This window comes from Albidovulum inexpectatum, assembly GCF_002927635.1.
GTDB classification, from domain to species: Bacteria; Pseudomonadota; Alphaproteobacteria; order Rhodobacterales; family Rhodobacteraceae; genus Albidovulum; species Albidovulum inexpectatum.
This window is the reverse complement of record NZ_PRDS01000002.1, coordinates 180,437-196,911: the sequence shown is the minus strand read 5'-3', so window position 1 is coordinate 196,911 and position 16,475 is coordinate 180,437. Positions and strand designations below refer to the sequence as shown.

The following is a 16,475-nucleotide window of genomic DNA, read 5'->3' as shown; positions in this document are numbered from 1 at the left end:
AAAAGTGATTCAAGCAGCACGTTTCAGGGGCAAGAGGGAGAGAAGATGAAACCAGAGGTTTTCCTGCCAGACGACTATCGCCCGGCCGAGGATGAGCCGTTCATGAACGAAAGGCAGCTGGAATATTTCCGGCGCAAGCTGATCGCATGGAAGGAAGAGATCCTGGCCCAGTCGGCTGAAACCCTGGACGCCTTGGCCGAAAGTGCACGCAACGTTCCCGACCTCGCCGACCGTGCCAGCGAGGAAACGGACCGCGCGATAGAGCTGCGCACCCGCGATCGGCAGCGCAAGCTGATCGCCAAGATCGACGCGGCCCTGCGTCGGATCGAGAACGGCGAATATGGCTATTGCGAGGTCACCGGCGAACCGATCAGCCTGAAACGGCTGGATGCCCGCCCGATCGCGACCATGACGCTGGAGGCGCAAGAGCGCCACGAGCGCCGCGAACGCGTGCATCGCGACGACTAGGATCATCGCTCGCCCGGCCTTGGGCGCGCATGAAATCGGCGGGCGCCGGGGTGGCATTCCCCTGGCGCCCGTTTTCTTGTGAGCGCCCCCATCTTGTGCTTTACGCTGCCCGAAAAAGCGATGAACCGAAAAAGCGGCAAGAGGGCGAGCAGTCATGCAAGGAAGGCTGAAAGGGCGCGAGATCACCATCATCGGGGCCGGGATTGCGGGACTTGCCGCGGCCTGTGCCCTGGCGCTGTCGGGCGCCCGGGCCGTCGTTCTGGAACAGGCGGCCGAGATCCGAGAGGTGGGCGCGGGCATCCAGATCTCTCCCAATGGTGCGCGCGTGCTCGAAGCTCTGGGGCTGGGCGAAGAGCTTGTCGCGTCGTCCATGCGCGCCGAGGCTGTCGAGCTGCTGGATGGCGAGACGGGCAATCGCGTCGTCCGGCTGGATCTGAATGCGCATCCTGAAAGTGGGCGTTTTCGCCTGGTGCATCGCGCCGATCTGATTGCGCTTCTGGCGCGCGCAGCCCGGGATGCGGGCGTCGAGATCCGCCTTCTTCAACGTATCGAGGAGGTCGAGCTGGGCGATCATGCGCCTCGGCTGCGCACGGCACAGGGCGCGCTTGTCGAGACGGATCTGCTGATCGGCGCCGATGGCCTGCATTCGCGGGTCCGGTCCGCATTGAATGGCAGGGTCGCCCCGTTCTTCACGGGCCAGGTGGCGTGGCGCGCCACGATTCCCGCGCAGTCCGAAATGCCGCCGGTCGCGCGGGTCTATATGGGGCCGGGGCGCCATCTGGTGACCTATCCGCTGCGAAACGGGCGCCTTCGAAATATCGTCGCGGTCGAAGAGCGCCGTGACTGGGTCGAGGAAAGCTGGTCGTTGACGGATGACCCGCTTGCGCTGCGCATTGCCTTTGAGAACTTCCTTCCCGACGTCAGGGAGTGGCTGGAACGCATCGACCGCCCGAACCTGTGGGGGCTGTTCCGTCACCCGGTCGCAAGCCGTTGGCATGGGCATGGCGCGGTGATCCTGGGCGATGCCGCACATCCCACCCTGCCATTTCTTGCCCAGGGCGCGAACATGGCGCTCGAGGATGCCTGGATCCTGGCTCAGTCCCTGTCGCGCCTGCCGTTGACCGAGGCGCTGGAGTCCTACCAGGCTCAACGCGCGCCGCGCGTGCGCAAGATCGTCGAGGCCGCGAATGCCAATGCCCGGAACTATCATCTGTCGGGCCTGAAGCGGGACGTCGCGCATGCCGGCCTGAAGCTGATCGGCCGCGTTGCGCCCGACCGGCTGATCGGACGGTTCGACTGGATCTACCGTCACGACGTGACATCTGCCTGAGGTTCAGGCTGTTTCTCAGCCAAACCGGCATGAAAAAAAGGCGCCCGCAGGGGGCGCCTTTTGTGATTCCAGGGCCGCGATCAGCAGCTGTAATACATCTGGTATTCGATCGGGTGCGGCGTGTGCTCGTAGGCATAGACCTCTTCCCATTTCAGCGCCAGATAGCCCTCGATCTGGTCTTTGGTGAAGACGTCGCCCGCCAGCAGGAAGTCGTGGTCGCGCTCCAGGCATTCCAGCGCTTCGCGCAGGCTGCCGCAGACGGTCGGGATTTCGGCCAGCTCTTCGGGCGGCAGATCGTACAGGTCCTTGTCCGATGCCGGGCCCGGATCGATCTTGTTCTTGATGCCGTCAAGGCCAGCCATCAGCAGCGCGGCAAAGGCCAGATACGGGTTGGCCGAGGGATCGGGGAAGCGGGCCTCGACGCGCTTGGCCTTGGGGCTTTCCGTCCACGGGATGCGCACGCAGCCCGAGCGGTTGCGGGCGGAATAGGCGCGCAGCACCGGCGCCTCGAAGCCCGGGATCAGCCGCTTGTAGCTGTTGGTCGAGGGGTTGGTGAAGGCGTTCAGCGTCTTGGCGTGCTTGAGCAGGCCGCCGATGAACCACAGCGCCTCCTGGCTGAGATCGGCGTATTTGTCGCCCGCGAACAGGGGCTTGCCGTCCTTCCAGATCGACATGTTGACATGCATGCCCGACCCGTTGTCGCCCTTCATCGGCTTGGGCATGAAGGTCGCGGTCTTGCCATAGGCCGCGGCGACGTTGTGGATGACATACTTGTATTTCTGAAGGTTGTCGGCCTGTTCGGTCAGCGTGCCGAAGATCAGGCCAAGCTCGTGCTGGGCGCTGGCCACCTCGTGGTGGTGCTTGTCGACCTTCATCCCCATGCGCTTCATGGTCGACAGCATCTCCGAGCGCAGATCCTGTCCGGCATCGATCGGGTTGACCGGGAAATAGCCGCCCTTGTGCGGCGCGCGGTGGGCCTGGTTGCCCATCTCGTATTCGGTATCGGTGTTCCAGGCGGCATCGACCGCGTCGATCTGATAGCCCACCTTCTGCGGCGTCACCGAATAGCGCACGTCGTCGAAGACGAAGAATTCCGCCTCGGGCCCGAAATAGGCGACATCGCCGATGCCGGTCGATTTCAGATAGGCCTCGGCCTTGACCGCGGTGCCGCGCGGGTCGCGGCTGTAGGGTTCGCCAGTATCGGGTTCGACCACGTTGCAGTGCAGGCACAGCGTCTTCTCGGCATAGAACGGGTCGATATAGGCCGATTTCGGGTCCGCGATCAGCTTCATGTCGGACTGGTCGATCGACTTCCAGCCGGCGATCGAGGAGCCGTCGAACATGAACCCTTCCTCGAAGAAGTCCTCGTCGACGAGATCCGAGATCAGCGTGACATGCTGCAGCTTGCCGCGCGGATCGGTGAAGCGGACGTCGACATATTCGACCTCCTCGTCCTTGATCAGTTTCAGAACGTCCTTGGCGCTCATGTTCCGGGTTTCCCTTGCTTGTGGTTGTGCCTGTCAGGTCGGGGCAGCGGCCCCGCACTGGGTTTCAGATCGCGTCCTCGCCGGTCTCGCCGGTGCGGATGCGGATGACCTGTTCGACGGGGGTGACGAAGATCTTGCCGTCCCCGATCTTGTCGGTGCGCGCGGCCGAGATGATCGCCTCGATGGCGGCTTCGACCAGGTCGTCGGGCAGGACGACCTCGATCTTCACCTTGGGCAGGAAGTCCACGACATATTCGGCGCCCCGATACAGCTCGGTATGGCCCTTCTGGCGGCCAAATCCCTTGACCTCGATTACCGACAGGCCTTGAACGCCGACCTCTTGCAGGGCTTCCTTCACCTCGTCCAGCTTGAAGGGCTTGATGATGGCTTCGATCTTCTTCATGCGCGATTGCTCCCCGGTCCGGTCTGGTCCGCGTGACGCGGTCGGTTCCGTGTGACCACTTTCGCGCATGGCGCACAATCGGCTAGCATTCGGAGGCGGGCGACGCATGGCGAAAAATGGGGCGATTGCACAAAAAACAGGCAAACAGCCCGCCAAATGGTCAGATTTGAAACGCGAGGCAAGACGGTGAGTGAATCAGTCGACTTCGGCGTCCTTCTCGGCACCGCGGAAATGCGCGGGATCGAGCAGTCCGCCATCGCAAGCGGAGCCGTCACCGGACTTGACCTGATGGAACGCGCCGGCCGGGGCGTCGTCGAAGCCATGTTCGATCAATGGCCCGCGCTTGCCCGCGCTTCGTTCCGCACGCTGGTCCTGTGCGGCCCGGGGAACAATGGCGGCGATGGTTTCGTGATTGCGCGGATACTGCGGCAATGGGGTTGGGCGGTTGATCTGCTGCTGCTGGGCAGCCCTGATCGGTTGCCGCCCGATGCGCGCGTCAACCATGACAGGTGGGCAAGGATTGGGCCGGTGGGGCGGCTGGACCTTTCCGCGAAACTCGACCTGGGCGGGGTCGATGTCGTCATCGATGCCGTGTTTGGCACTGGCCTTTCACGCCCGTTCGAGTTCGACGGCCTTGCGCAGATCGCGCAGGTGGCTGCGCGCGACATTCCTGCCGGAGAATCCGATCACTGGCCCGGCAAGCGCATCGCGGTGGTCGCGGTCGATATCCCCAGCGGCCTTTGTGCCGATAGCGGGCGCATCCTGCGGCGCGCGGGCCGCGCGGTTCCGGTGGGCCGGCGCGCCCATCTGACCGTGACCTTCCATCGTCCGAAGCTTGGCCATTTCCTTGCCGAAGGGCCGGAAAGCTGCGGCAGGCTGGTCGTGAAACCGATCGGGCTGGAGACGCAACCCGACCCGGAACCCGGCATCCGCCTGACGGTGCCGCCAGGTGGTCTGGCAAAGGCTTCGGGGCACAAGTACCGGCACGGTCACGCGTTGATCCTGGGCGGACCGGCGGGGCGGGGCGGGGCGGCCCGCCTGGCTGCGCGCGCCGCCCTGCGGATCGGGGCGGGGCTGGTCACGATCGGAAGTCCACCCGAGGCGATGGCCGAAAATGCCGCCCGGCTGGATGCCGTCATGCTGCGACCCGTCAAGGACGCGGTCGAACTGAATGCGCTGCTGGAAGACCCAAGGATCAACGCGCTGTGCGTGGGGCCGGGGCTGGGAACGGGCGCGCGGGAAAGGGCGCTTGTGGCGGCAGCGCTTGCGCATCGCGGGGCATCGCTTGTGCTGGATGCCGACGCGCTGACGATTCTGGCCGCCGACGGGAGAAATTTCGCCGCGCTGCGCCCGGACTGCGTTCTTACGCCGCATGAAGGTGAGTTCGCACGCCTGTTTCCCGACATTGCCGACAGGCTGCGCGCCTTGCCCGAACAGGGGCCTGCCTATTCCCGGCTGGAGGCCGCCCGCGAAGCCGCGCGGCGCGCCGGCTGCGTGGTGCTGCTGAAGGGCGAGGATACGATCATTGCCGATCCCTCGGGCCGGTGCCGGATCAATTCGGCCAGCTACGGGCGCGCGGCGCCATGGCTGGCAACGGCGGGGTCGGGCGACGTTCTGGCCGGATTCGTTACGGGATTGATGGCGCGTGGTTTCGATCCCTTCGATGCTGCCTGCGCGGGCGCATGGCTGCATGTCGAAGCCGGGCGCGCATTCGGCCCCGGATTGATCGCCGAGGATCTTCCCGAAACGCTGCCCTGCGTGCTGCGGCGCCTTCTGGCTCAGGCGGCCTGAGCGGCGCCGTCCCGTGCAGCCGTGCAGGGTAAGGAAAGGCCCTCGGCCTCTACCATGGTTTCGGCATCGAAATGCAGCCGGTAAAGGCGAAGCGAAAGCCCTTGCGTGGGGACGAAGGCCACGCCATCCACGATATCGGCCAGGCGAACCCGGGCGCCAGAGGAAGGCAGGCGAACCTCAAGATGCGCGGGCAGCTCCAGCGCCTGGTCGGGCAGGTCGGGACCAAGCGCGCCTGCCGCCACGGTGACGCATGGGCCCGAGAATCGCCGCGTTTCGACCTTTCGCAATGTCATGGGTCCATCATCGGTCAGCACCGTCATTCCCGGTTCCAGAAAGTCCACGGGCAGGGCGCCGGCATCGGTCATCACGAACGTCCCCGAGGCGATTCCCTGCGGCAGGTCGCGGGCAGCGAAATGTGTCTCGCGCTGGAACTGTTCCTGGCTTGCATGGGTCATGTCATGTCTCCGTGCCAATGGTTCACGACAAGTCTGGCACTGAATTGAGGCAAAATTGCGCTGTCAGGCGGGCCATTCAGGTGCGTTTTTCCCCTCGCATCGCGTCACCAGACTTGTTAGAAGGACGCGGATTTCGGGGGCGGTCGGTCAGCGGCCGCTCTCAGGTATTGCGGGTGTGGCGAAATTGGCAGACGCACCAGATTTAGGTTCTGGCGCCGCAAGGCGTGGGGGTTCAAGTCCCTCCACCCGCACCATGGAAAAAAAGGACGAAGGAATGCAGGTCACCGAGACCCTCAAGGAAGGTCTGAAGCGCAGCTACACCATCACCGTGCCGGCTGCGGATCTTGACGCCAAGGTCAACGAAAAGCTGCTTGAAGCCCAGCCAGAGATCGAGATGAAGGGCTTCCGCAAGGGCAAGGTCCCGATGGCGGTGCTGAAGCGGCAGTTCGGTGACCGACTGCTGGGCGACGCGATGCAGGAAGCCATCGACGAGGCGATGCGCACGCATTTCGAAAAGACCGGTGATCGTCCCGCCCTGCAACCCAAGGTCGAGATGAAGGACGGCGAGACCTGGAAGAAGGGCGACGACGTCGTGGTCGAAATGTCCTACGAGGCCCTGCCCGAAATCCCCGAGGTCGATCTGTCGGCGATCAAGCTGGAGCGCCTGGTGGTCAAGGCCGAGGAAGACGCCGTGAACGAGGCGCTGGAGAGCCTGGCCAAGAGCGCGAAGAACTTCGAGGACCGCCGCAAGGGGGCGAAGGCCAAGGAAGGCGACCAGGTCGTCATCGACTTCGTCGGCAAGATCGACGGCGAGCCGTTCGAAGGCGGCTCGGGCGAGGATTACCCGCTGGAGCTTGGTTCGGGCGCGTTCATTCCCGGCTTTGAGGAGCAGCTGATCGGCGCCAAGGTCGGCGACGAAGTCGAAGTCAAGGTCACCTTCCCCGAGGAATACGGTGCCAAGCACCTGGCCGGCAAGGAAGCGGTGTTCGAATGCACCGTGAAGGCCGTCAAGGCGCCCAAACCCGCCGAGATCGATGACGAGCTGGCCAAGCGCTTTGGCGCCGAGAACCTGGAAGAGCTGAAGTCGCAGATTCGCGAGCGGATCGAGGCCGAATACGCCAATGCCTCGCGCCAGGTTCTCAAGCGCGCGCTGCTGGACCAGCTGGACAGCATGGTGTCGTTCGAACTGCCGCCAAGCCTTGTTCAGGCCGAGGCCGAGCAGATCGCGCATCAGCTGTGGCATGACGAGCATCCCGACCATCAGGGCCACGATCACGAGAAGATCGAGCCGACCGAAGAGCACGTGAAACTGGCCGAGCGCCGCGTGCGCCTGGGGCTGCTGCTGGCCGAAATCGGTCAGAAGAAGAATGTCGAAGTCACGGATGCCGAGATGACCCAGGCCGTCATCAACCAGGCGCGTCAATATCCGGGTCAGGAACGTGCGTTCTTCGAGTTCGTGCAGAAGAACCCTGCCATTCAGCAGCAGCTGCGTGCGCCGATCTTCGAAGACAAGGTCGTCGACGCCATCGTCGCCGATGCTCAGGTGACCGACAAGGAAGTCAGCAAGGACGACCTGCAGAAGGCCGTCGAGGCCCTGGACGAGATCTGATCGTCTGCTGGAACGGTTTCAGGGGGCCGCGCCAAGGGCGCGGCCCTTTCATGTTCCGCCGGTATCGGTGCCCCGGTCCGTGGCTGTCGCGTCCGCGCCGTCGCGTTGCGCGACGCGCGCCAGTTCCCGCTGCAAATCGCCATAGCCTGTCAGGCGTCGCTCATAGGCCAGCCCCAGACGCTGGGCGCATTCGCGCGCCCTTGCATCGAGGTCCGAGTCGTCGGTCTGGGCCAGATAGACCAGCTTTTCGTAGTTGCCGAACATCATGTCCCGCAGCTCGGGGTGGCGGTCCAGGCCCATCGGTCGCCAGACAAAGGCATCAAACTGGCGCACCAGGAAATCGGTCAGGTAGAAGGCCGTTGCCTCCTCGCGCGTCGCGAAGATTTCGTTTCCTTCAAAGAATGAGTAGCAATGCGGGCCCGGCACCATCTGGACGCCCAGCTGCTCGCAGCGCCGCTGCAATTGTCCGCCCGTTCCGCAATCGGCATAGACGACATAGATCGTTTCATAGCGGGCGCGATTTTGTTCGACGGCGCGGGTGACCGCCTCGGTGATGCGGTCGGGCCAGAGATGCAGTTTTGCGGGCAGGCAGGTCAGGTCCATATGGTCCCAGCCATTGGCGCTCTTCAGGTCCAGGATCTCGCGCGCAAGGGCCCCGCATGCGATCAGCAGGATCCGGCCCTTGCCGGTTTCCCGCAGGCCGGCTTCGGTCAATGTGGTGTCGTCGGGCAGAGTGTCCGTCATTGCCTGTATCCGGCCAGTGCGCGCATGGCGAGTGCAACAATAAGCAAGGGAAGGATCGCGCCTGCGCCCATTGCGTTCGGCACCAGTTGCGACGCGGCCAGCAGCGTCAGCGACGCTGCCGCGAAAACAAGCGCGAGTATCACCAGCAGGTGTTTCATCTGCTCTCTCCCTGGGTTCAATGTGGGCGTCCGCGGGCCTCGGTGCAAACGAAAAAAGGCCGGGCGCGGGCCCGGCCAGGAAGAGGTTCCGCGGGGATAACGGGAACCTGACCTATTGCCAGAAGGGACGGCGGATTTCGCGGTCGCGCGTCAGGGGGTCGATGCCGATGTCACGCAGCAGGGTCTCGTCCAGATCGGCAAGCGCCAGTCGGGTACGCCGGCGTGCGGCCCAATGAGACAGGGTCCGTGCGATGGATCGCACAAGGCCGTTCAAACCCACTCTGCCCATCGGGGCTGTGACGTGTCTGGCATAAGCAGGCATGGCAAACCTGTGTATTGATACAATGTGAATTGATTGGTATCGAAAGGCTACAATGACACGAAATTCTGCGCCAGAGGTTTATTGTGGCTGATACAATATGGTTGCCGGACCTGTCCGGTCACGAAGGCCCGAAATATCTGGCGCTGGCCCGCGCCCTGCGTGAAGCGGTGCGTGACGGTCAGTTGCGCGAGGGCGACAGGTTGCCACCGGTGCGCGATCTGGCATGGAAGCTGGGGATTACGCCTGGAACCGTGGCACGCGCCTATCAGATCGCAACGCAAGAGGGGCTTCTGGAGGCCGCCGTCGGCCGTGGGACCTATGTGGCCTCAACGCGGCCGAAATTTGGCGCGGATCAACCGCTTATGCTGGATCCGCGGCCGGATCTGCCAATGGTGGTCGAACTTCGCTCGCCGCAGATTCCCGATGTCGGTCAGGCCCAGGCGATCGCCGACATCCTTTCGACCCTGGGTGCTGCGAAGTGTCAGGACTATCTGGGCTATGCCGGCTTGCGACGCGATCACAGGCTGCGCGAATTGTATGTGGAATGGTTGAGCGACCGCATCCTGGGGCAGATCGGCCCCGAGGATATTGTATTGACACATGGTGGGCAAAACGGATTGAACGTCGCCCTGCAATGCTGCCTGAAGGGTGCGCGGCCTCATGTCATTTGCGAAGAACTGGCCTATCCCGGCTTTCGCCATGCGGCACGGCTGAACCGGGCAGAGCTTGTTCCGGTGGCGCTGGATGGTGATGGGATGCGCCCGGACGCGCTGGACGTCGCCTGCCGCCGCACGGGCGCACGGATCGTGATGGTGACGACCGAGGCGCAAAACCCGACGGCGGTGCGCATGTCTTCGGATCGGCGGGCCGCCCTGGTCGAAGTCGCGCGCAGGCACGACCTGCAGATCATCGAGGATGACTGCTATTCGGTCGAGCGTTCGACCGATCCGTCGCTGCGCGCTCTGGCGCCCGAGCGCACGTGGCATGTCAGCTCGATCTCCAAATCGGTGGTTGCAGGTCTGCGTCTTGGCGCGATTGTCTGTCCGACGGGCCTGGGCGAAGCGGGGCGGCTGGCCGCGCAACACGCCTATTTCGGTCTTGCCCGCCCCGTGGCCGATATCGTCGAGGCTCTGTTCGAGACGGGCGAGGCGACCGAATTGCGCGACAGGGTGAACCGTGTATATGCGCGCAGGCTGGAAATGGCGGTCAACGCGCTGGGGGCCTATGATCTGTCGTGGCAAAAGGGGCTGGCATTTCTGTGGCTGCGTCTGCCGGTGGGCTGGCGGGCCTCGACCTTCACGCGTGAGGCCGAGGCGCGGGGCGTTCTGGTGCGCTCGGCCGACGAATTCGCGCTGGTGGACGGTCACGCGCCCAACGCGGTGCGGATCGCGCTGAACGGGGCCGTGCCCGAGCCCGATTTTGCGCGTGCGCTGGACGTCATGGCCCGGCTGCTGCCGAACCCGCCGGGCGATCTTCCGGTCTAGACCGCCCTTGGGGCATGGTTGCGGCGAACGGCCCGCTTGCCTAAACCATGGGCGCGCATAGGCAAGGAGACAATGCAGATGATTCGTGAATTGCGTTTCGGACGCCGGCCGGCAAAGTCGGGGCAGGCCAATGCAATGGTGATTTTCCTGCACGGCTATGGGGCGGATGGCGCGGATCTTCTGGGCCTTGCCGATCCCTTGGCGCCGCATCTTCCCAACACGGTCTTCATCGCACCGGACGCGCCCGAGAAGTGCCGCAACAACCCTTTCGGGTATCAGTGGTTCCCCATTCCCTGGCTGGACGGTTCCAGCGAAGAGGAATCGCGCGCAAGCTTTCGTCAATCGGTCGATGATCTGAATGCCTTTATCGATGCACGGCTGGCCGAAGAGGCAATGACTCCCGATCAGCTTGCCGTGGTCGGGTTCTCGCAAGGCACGATGATGGCGCTGCATGTTCTGCCGCGGCGGCCCGAACCGGTCGCGGCGATCGTCGGGTTCTCGGGGCGGTTGCTTGACCCCGAACTGCTTGAAAAGGAAGCCGTCAGCAAACCGCCGGTATTGTTGTGTCATGGCGATCAGGACCCGATGGTTCCCTTTGCCGACATGCAGGTCGCGGGGCAGGCGCTGTCCCAGGCGGGGTTCGAGACCTACGCCCATGTCATGAAGGGCACGGGCCATGGCATATCTCCGGACGGATTGTCGGCCGCGCTGGGGTTCTTGCGCCAGAAATTGCCGCAGGGCTGAATTGGGGCTTGAAACCCCCTGGGCGATGCTTAACTTTCGAACCAGAACGTTGAGGGAGACGGAAGAATGTTGCTAGTCGCGCTGACCGCTTTCGCAGCCATTCTGGTGGGGGCGGGGATCGTGGCGTCTCTACCGCCTATGGTCAGCCAGCCGGTCCCCGTGCGCGTCAGCGATCGCCGTCATCCGGGGCATCTGTCGCACCGGGGCTGAACCACAGCGCCTCTTCTCCGAATTCGATCGAATTGCCCGCCGGGTCGCGGACATAGATCGATCTGGCGCCGTTCGGCCATGCGATTTCGGCTTCGATCGCGATCCCGTGGCGTTCCAGGTGCAAACGCCAGGCATCCAGTTCGTCCCTGTCCACGCGAAAGCAGTAATGCCCAGGGCCGGTTGCGCCATGTGCGGGAACGGGCAAAGCCGCGTCCGGGCGGGGCGGGGACAGGGTTGCGCGGGGATCAAAGACCAGCAGTACCGACCGGCCGACGGCGAAAAAGACGTGCCGCCCCGGCTTGCGCGCGATGACCGTCAGTCCGACGATATCGGTGTAGAACCTTTCGGCCCGATCCAGATCGGTGGCATAAAGGGCGGCCTCCAGCGTTCCGGTTACCCTAGGCATCGTGTCATCTTCCCGTGATCTGCATGGAATAGAAGCATAGCGCAGATGGCGGGGCTTGTCAGACGCCATACGCCATATATAGTTGTGGATAAGTTGGGCGGACCCGCCCGCCGGGGCCGTTCGGACAACCCGCCCAGGGCTGTTGCCGGGACGGCTGAAACCGGTCCGTCCCCGCTGCCCGCGCAGACGAGGACGATGCCATGCTGCAAGATGGCGCCCATCAGGACTTCAGAACCGAATTCGTACGGGATCCCGCCGCCATTCGGCATTATCCGGCACTTGTCCTGAATGCCGATTTTCGGCCGCTTTCCTACTTCCCGCTGTCCCTATGGCCGTGGCAAGAGGCGATCAAGGCGGTCTTCCTGGACCGCGTGACGATCCTTGCGGAATATGACAGGGTCGTCCGGTCGCAGAGGATGGCGATACGGATACCCTCGGTCGTTGTTCTGAAGGATTATGTGAAACCCAAGAAGCGCGTGGCCTTCACGCGCTTCAATCTTTTTCTGCGCGACGAATTTTCCTGTCAGTATTGCGGCTCGAAGGGCGATCTGACGTTCGATCACGTTCTGCCGCGGTCGCTGGGCGGTGTGACAAGCTGGGAAAACGTCGTCGCCGCCTGTTCGCCCTGCAATCTGCGCAAGGCGAACAAACCGTTGGAGCGGTCAGGCCTGACCTTGCGTCGCAAACCTTATCGCCCGACGGCCGAGGATCTGCAAAGGATCGGGAGGCGTTTTCCGCCAAACCATCTGCACGAAAGCTGGACGGACTTCCTGTATTGGGATGCCGAGCTCGAGGCCTGAATCTGCTTCCCGGCGTTGCCGTATGCATTCGGGGGGATGCTGGCCAACGCCAAAGGGGGACACATGGTCGATCGGTTCTTTCAGCCGGTTTCAGGGATGGATCTTCCGCGCTTTGCGGGTGTGCCCAGCTTCATGCGGCTGCCCCATCTGGGCATGGATCATCCGCGTATCGGGGATGTCCAGATCGGTTTTGTCGGACTTCCCTGGGATGGCGGCGTCACGAACCGTAGCGGCGCGCGGCACGGCGCAAGGCAGATTCGCGACCTGTCCACTATGGTCCGGGCTCAGCACCCGGTCACGGGCCTGCGCCCGTTCGAGGCCGTGAACTGCGCCGATCTGGGCGACGTGAACCCCAATCCGGTTGACAATGGCGATACGTTGCGCCGGTTTCAGGACCATTTCGCCGGCCTGCGCGCGCGGGGCATTCGGCCCATCGCCGTGGGTGGCGACCACCTGTGCACCTTGCCGATCCTGCGCGCTCTGGCTGCGGATGGCCCGTTGGGACTGGTTCATTTCGATAGCCACACCGATCTGTTTCCACCCTATTTCGGCGGCTCGGCCCTGACGCACGGCAACCCGTTTCGCGTGGCGGTCGAGGAGGGGCTGCTGGATCCCGGCCGCATGGTCCAGATTGGCATTCGGGGTACGATGTATGACAGCGCCGATCGCGATTTCGCGCGCGACCACGGCATTCGCATCGTCACGATCGAAGAGATGTTTGATCGCGGTATCCCTGACGTGATGGCAGAGGCGCGCGAAATCGTCGGAAGCGGCCCTGCCTATCTGTCCTACGATATTGATTTCGTCGATCCCTCGGTCGCGCCTGGCACGGGCACGCCCGAATGGGGCGGGCCGAACGCCTATGACGCGATGTGCGTGGTGCGCGAATGCCGTGGTCTGAACATCGTCGCGGCCGATCTCGTCGAGGTTTCTCCGCCGCTTGATCCCACGGGGGGAACGGCCTGGCTGGCGGCATCGCTCTTGTTCGAAATCCTGTGCGTCATGGTCGAGGCCGAACGCAAGCCCACCACATGAGCAATTGGAAAGACTTGGGGTGATGGAGCGGGTGAAGGGAATCGAACCCTCGTCGTCAGCTTGGGAAGCTGCTGCTCTACCATTGAGCTACACCCGCCTCTGGGCCGTTCATTATCGCGGCTCATGACTTCGTGCAAGAGGGTCAGTCATCCGGACTGCCGATCCAGACATCGGCCCAGATGGGCAGATGGTCCGATGCGATCCGCGCCGGTGGTGCCTGGAACGTTCCGGCATCGATCAGATGCAACCCGAACCCGACGGCGATGCGATCCAGAGCGCCCATCGGGCCGGGCGCCGGAAAGGTGCGGCCCGGGGCGTGCAGGCGAAAGTCCGGCGCCAGATGTTCGCCGCAGCCCGAGGCTGACCAATCGTTGAAATCGCCCAGAATCGCGGTCGGCATGACGGGCCTGTGGCTGATCGCGGCCCGGATCGCCGCCAGCTGCATCACCCGGCTGCGCTTGACAAGGCCCAGATGCACGCCGATCACGCGCAAGGGGCCCGCGCGGGTTTCCAGCTCGGCCAGAACCGCGCCGCGCGGCTCCAGCCCCGGCAGGACGATGCGGCGCAGCGCGATGGGCGCGATCTCGGGGCGGACAAGAATCGTCTGCCCGTGCCAGCCCAGGCTGGGCCCGTCCAGCGCGAAAGCCAGCACCCGCAGGCCCGTCGCGCGTTCCAGCAAGCCCATGGGCATGGCGGCCGGACGCTGACCCAGGCGGTGATCCACTTCCTGCAGGGCGACGATATCGGCGTTCAGCGCCGCGATGACCTTGGCGTTGCGCGCAGGCTTGCGCCTGCGGTCCATGCCGAGGCACTTGTGAAGGTTGTATGAGGCAAGCCGCAGGCGCATGCCAATGACTTAGTCGTTCGGCGATGAATGTTGAAGATCTCCGGCTCTGCCCCTAGATGGGGCGCATGTGGTACAAGCGACTTCGCCGCCAGCCTCTTGTGGTCCAGGTTATCTGGGCGGTTCTTGCCGTGGCCTTTCTTGCCGCATTGGTGGAGTTTCGGTGGTCGCTTGCATTCGTTTCCGTGGCGACCTTTGGTCTGTCATTGCTGCCGGTCTTCTTTACGCAGCGTTTCGGAATCCGCCTGCCGACGTCTTTCTTTGCGGCCATCGTCGTGTTCGTCTTCGCGACGATCTTCCTGGGCGAGGCAATGGATTTCTACAACCGGTTCTGGTGGTGGGATATCGCCCTGCATGGCGGATCGGCATTGGGCTTTGGCCTGATCGGTTTCCTTTTCATGCTGATGCTGTTCGAGGGCGACCGCTATGCCGCGCCGCCATGGGCCGTTGCCTTCATGGGGTTCTGTTTCGCCCTGTCCATAGGCGCCCTGTGGGAGATCTTCGAATTCGCCATGGACCAGACATTCGGCACGAACATGCAGAAGTCGGGCCTGATGGACACGATGGGCGACCTGATCGTGGACACGATCGGGGCTGCGATCGGGGCGATGTCCGGGTTTGCCTATCTGAAGGGCAAGGAACTGGGCGGGCTGACCTTCTTCATCAAGGACTTCATCCAGCGCAACCGTCACAAGTTCCGGCGCTTTCGACGCTAAAATTTTCGTCAAGTGCCGCAAAAGGTTCGGCGCACGATCTCGTCCGGCTGCGGCGCGGCCATGAGATCGTGGTCCTCCTCGTGCGGGGCATAGGGGCGTCTGGTGGCTTCGCACAGGCGATGAAATGGCGCGAAGTCGCCCTCCAGCGCGGCCTTGATGGCCTGTTCGATCCGGTGGTTGCGCGGGATGATCGCGGGGTTCGATGCGCGCATGATGGCCATGGGATCGGCACCCTGCCGCGCCAGCCGCGCGCGCCAGCGCCGCCGCCATTCATGGAACGGGGCAGGGTCGCGGAATTCCCCCGCGGCGGTGTCATGTCCCAGACCATGGAACACACGCGTGAAGTCGGCCTCTTGCGCCGCCATGATCGAGAGCAGATCGCCGATCAATGCCGCGTCATCCGGTTCGGGATTCTCCAGCCCGATCTTGGCGCCGAACAGCCGAAGCCATTCGGACTGATAGACGGGGGTAAAGCGGTTGATCGCCTCGGTCGCATCCTTGATCGCCTGATCCTCGGGACCCAGAAGCGGCAGCAGCGCGGACGCGAACTGGGCCAGGTTCCACAGCGCGATCTGCGGCTGGTTGCCATAGGCATAGCGGCCGAACTGGTCGATCGAGGAAAAGACCCGTTCCGGGTGATAGACGTCCATGAAGGCGCAGGGGCCATAATCGATCGTCTCGCCCGATACGGCCATGTTGTCGGTATTCATCACGCCGTGAATGAAGCCCAGTGCCATCCAGCGCGCGATCAGTCGCGCCTGCGCCTCGGCCACGGCAACGATCAGTTGCAGGGGGCCGTCCGCATCGGGATAGTGCCGGCAGATGACATGGTCGGTCAGCAGTCGCAGGGCCTCGGTATCGCCGCGCGCGGCGAAGTACTGGAACGTACCCACGCGAATGTGGCTGGAGGCCACGCGCACGAGGATCGCGCCGGGCAGACCGGTTTCGCGCCAGACGGTTTCGCCGGTCGACAATGCCGCCAGGGCGCGGGTCGTGGGCACGCCAAGCGCGGCCATCGCCTCGGAGACGACATATTCGCGCAAGACAGGCCCCAGCCAGGCCCGCCCGTCGCCGCGCCGCGAGAACGGCGTCGGACCCGATCCTTTCAACTGGATGTCCAAGCGCGCGCCATCGGGCGCCACGACTTCGCCCACAAGCAGCGCGCGCCCGTCGCCAAGTTGTGGCACCCAGCCGCCGAACTGATGACCGGCATAGGCCTGTGCCAGCGGCTCGGCGCCTTCGGGAACGGCATTTCCCGACAAGAAGGCGATGCCTTCAGGGCTGCGCAGTTCCCCGGGTTCAAGCCCCAGCCGCCGGGCCAGGTCATCGTTCAAGGCGATCAGTTGCGGCGCGCGTACGGGGGTGGCGCGCTGGCGCACATACAGACGCTCGGGCAGGCGGGCATAGGAATTGTCAAAGGCGATATTCAGGGTCATGCAGCCTAGATAGGCGCCATCGCGGCCGTAACA

General features: G+C 64.0%; 18 protein-coding genes and 2 tRNA genes. 10 read left to right on the top strand and 10 right to left on the bottom strand.

The window, feature by feature from the left end; all coding sequences use genetic code 11:
* Positions 1-45 precede the first annotated feature (45 nt).
* Complete coding sequence (gene dksA / locus LV82_RS04270) at positions 46-468, top strand: RNA polymerase-binding protein DksA (protein ID WP_104069482.1); 423 nt, start codon at positions 46-48, stop codon at positions 466-468.
* A 154-nt stretch (positions 469-622) separates the two neighbouring features.
* Positions 623-1,798, top strand: coding sequence for an FAD-dependent monooxygenase (locus tag LV82_RS04265; protein WP_104069481.1), 1,176 nt, complete (start codon positions 623-625; stop codon positions 1,796-1,798).
* 80 nt (positions 1,799-1,878) lie between these two features.
* Here LV82_RS04265 and glnA read toward each other — a convergent pair whose 3' ends face one another.
* Together glnA and LV82_RS04255 are read right to left on the bottom strand one after the other, a co-directional pair.
* A complete protein-coding gene (gene glnA, locus LV82_RS04260) occupies positions 1,879-3,285 on the bottom strand; it encodes a type I glutamate--ammonia ligase (RefSeq protein ID WP_104069480.1) in 1,407 nt (468 codons plus the stop codon).
* A gap of 64 nt (positions 3,286-3,349) precedes the next feature.
* Entirely contained in the window at positions 3,350-3,688 is a 339-nt protein-coding gene (locus LV82_RS04255) for a P-II family nitrogen regulator (RefSeq protein WP_104069479.1), read from the bottom strand.
* 156 nt (positions 3,689-3,844) lie between these two features.
* Here LV82_RS04255 and LV82_RS04250 point away from each other — a divergent pair, with 156 nt between their 5' ends.
* Entirely contained in the window at positions 3,845-5,479 is a 1,635-nt protein-coding gene (locus LV82_RS04250; RefSeq protein ID WP_104069478.1) for an NAD(P)H-hydrate dehydratase, read from the top strand.
* Here the strand turns inward: LV82_RS04250 and LV82_RS04245 are convergent.
* Positions 5,467-5,934 (bottom strand): Hint domain-containing protein, encoded by a 468-nt coding sequence (locus tag LV82_RS04245; RefSeq protein WP_104069477.1) that lies wholly within the window; start codon positions 5,932-5,934, stop codon positions 5,467-5,469. The genes LV82_RS04250 and LV82_RS04245 overlap by 13 nt on opposite strands.
* A gap of 169 nt (positions 5,935-6,103) precedes the next feature.
* On the opposite strand from LV82_RS04245, the gene LV82_RS04240 reads away from it, so the two are divergent.
* Positions 6,104-6,188, top strand: a tRNA-Leu gene (locus LV82_RS04240).
* Positions 6,189-6,208: 20 nt separating this feature from the next.
* On the top strand, positions 6,209-7,543 hold the full coding sequence (gene tig / locus LV82_RS04235) for a trigger factor (RefSeq protein WP_104069764.1): 1,335 nt from the start codon (positions 6,209-6,211) through the stop codon (positions 7,541-7,543).
* Between the two features lie 48 nt (positions 7,544-7,591).
* On the opposite strand, the gene LV82_RS04230 is transcribed toward tig, so the two are convergent.
* The 3 genes from LV82_RS04230 to LV82_RS04225 form a co-directional block, all read right to left on the bottom strand.
* On the bottom strand, positions 7,592-8,287 hold the full coding sequence (locus tag LV82_RS04230; RefSeq protein ID WP_104069476.1) for a DUF1638 domain-containing protein: 696 nt from the start codon (positions 8,285-8,287) through the stop codon (positions 7,592-7,594).
* On the bottom strand, positions 8,284-8,445 hold the full coding sequence (locus tag LV82_RS14845; RefSeq protein ID WP_170063347.1) for a hypothetical protein: 162 nt from the start codon (positions 8,443-8,445) through the stop codon (positions 8,284-8,286). Before LV82_RS14845 ends, LV82_RS04230 begins: the two co-directional genes overlap by 4 nt.
* Before the next feature lie 112 nt (positions 8,446-8,557).
* Entirely contained in the window at positions 8,558-8,719 is a 162-nt protein-coding gene (locus LV82_RS04225) for a DUF1127 domain-containing protein (RefSeq protein ID WP_245873064.1), read from the bottom strand.
* Between the two features lie 131 nt (positions 8,720-8,850).
* On the opposite strand from LV82_RS04225, the gene LV82_RS04220 reads away from it, so the two are divergent.
* Both LV82_RS04220 and LV82_RS04215 read left to right on the top strand, forming a co-directional pair.
* Positions 8,851-10,251, top strand: coding sequence for an aminotransferase-like domain-containing protein (locus LV82_RS04220; RefSeq protein ID WP_104069474.1), 1,401 nt, complete (start codon positions 8,851-8,853; stop codon positions 10,249-10,251).
* Between the two features lie 78 nt (positions 10,252-10,329).
* Positions 10,330-10,995, top strand: coding sequence for an alpha/beta hydrolase (locus LV82_RS04215; protein ID WP_104069762.1), 666 nt, complete (start codon positions 10,330-10,332; stop codon positions 10,993-10,995).
* A gap of 166 nt (positions 10,996-11,161) precedes the next feature.
* Here the strand turns inward: LV82_RS04215 and LV82_RS04210 are convergent, their stop codons facing one another.
* On the bottom strand, positions 11,162-11,611 hold the full coding sequence (locus tag LV82_RS04210) for a VOC family protein (protein WP_104069473.1): 450 nt from the start codon (positions 11,609-11,611) through the stop codon (positions 11,162-11,164).
* A gap of 200 nt (positions 11,612-11,811) precedes the next feature.
* Here LV82_RS04210 and LV82_RS04205 point away from each other — a divergent pair, with 200 nt between their 5' ends.
* Both LV82_RS04205 and LV82_RS04200 read left to right on the top strand, forming a co-directional pair.
* On the top strand, positions 11,812-12,411 hold the full coding sequence (locus LV82_RS04205; protein ID WP_104069472.1) for an HNH endonuclease: 600 nt from the start codon (positions 11,812-11,814) through the stop codon (positions 12,409-12,411).
* A 63-nt stretch (positions 12,412-12,474) separates the two neighbouring features.
* The gene (locus LV82_RS04200) at positions 12,475-13,446 is read left to right on the top strand and encodes an agmatinase (RefSeq protein WP_104069761.1); all 972 of its coding nucleotides are present in this window, start codon (positions 12,475-12,477) and stop codon (positions 13,444-13,446) included.
* Between the two features lie 23 nt (positions 13,447-13,469).
* On the opposite strand, the gene LV82_RS04195 is transcribed toward LV82_RS04200, so the two are convergent.
* A tRNA-Gly gene (locus LV82_RS04195) sits at positions 13,470-13,543 on the bottom strand.
* A 45-nt stretch (positions 13,544-13,588) separates the two neighbouring features.
* Positions 13,589-14,293 (bottom strand): endonuclease/exonuclease/phosphatase family protein, encoded by a 705-nt coding sequence (locus LV82_RS04190; protein WP_104069471.1) that lies wholly within the window; start codon positions 14,291-14,293, stop codon positions 13,589-13,591.
* 65 nt (positions 14,294-14,358) lie between these two features.
* On the opposite strand from LV82_RS04190, the gene LV82_RS04185 reads away from it, so the two are divergent.
* Complete coding sequence (locus tag LV82_RS04185) at positions 14,359-15,006, top strand: DUF2238 domain-containing protein (RefSeq protein WP_342750172.1); 648 nt, start codon at positions 14,359-14,361, stop codon at positions 15,004-15,006.
* Positions 15,007-15,014: 8 nt separating this feature from the next.
* On the opposite strand, the gene LV82_RS04180 is transcribed toward LV82_RS04185, so the two are convergent.
* Positions 15,015-16,442, bottom strand: coding sequence for a protein adenylyltransferase SelO (locus LV82_RS04180; protein WP_104069469.1), 1,428 nt, complete (start codon positions 16,440-16,442; stop codon positions 15,015-15,017).
* Between the last annotated feature and the right edge of the window lie 33 nt (positions 16,443-16,475).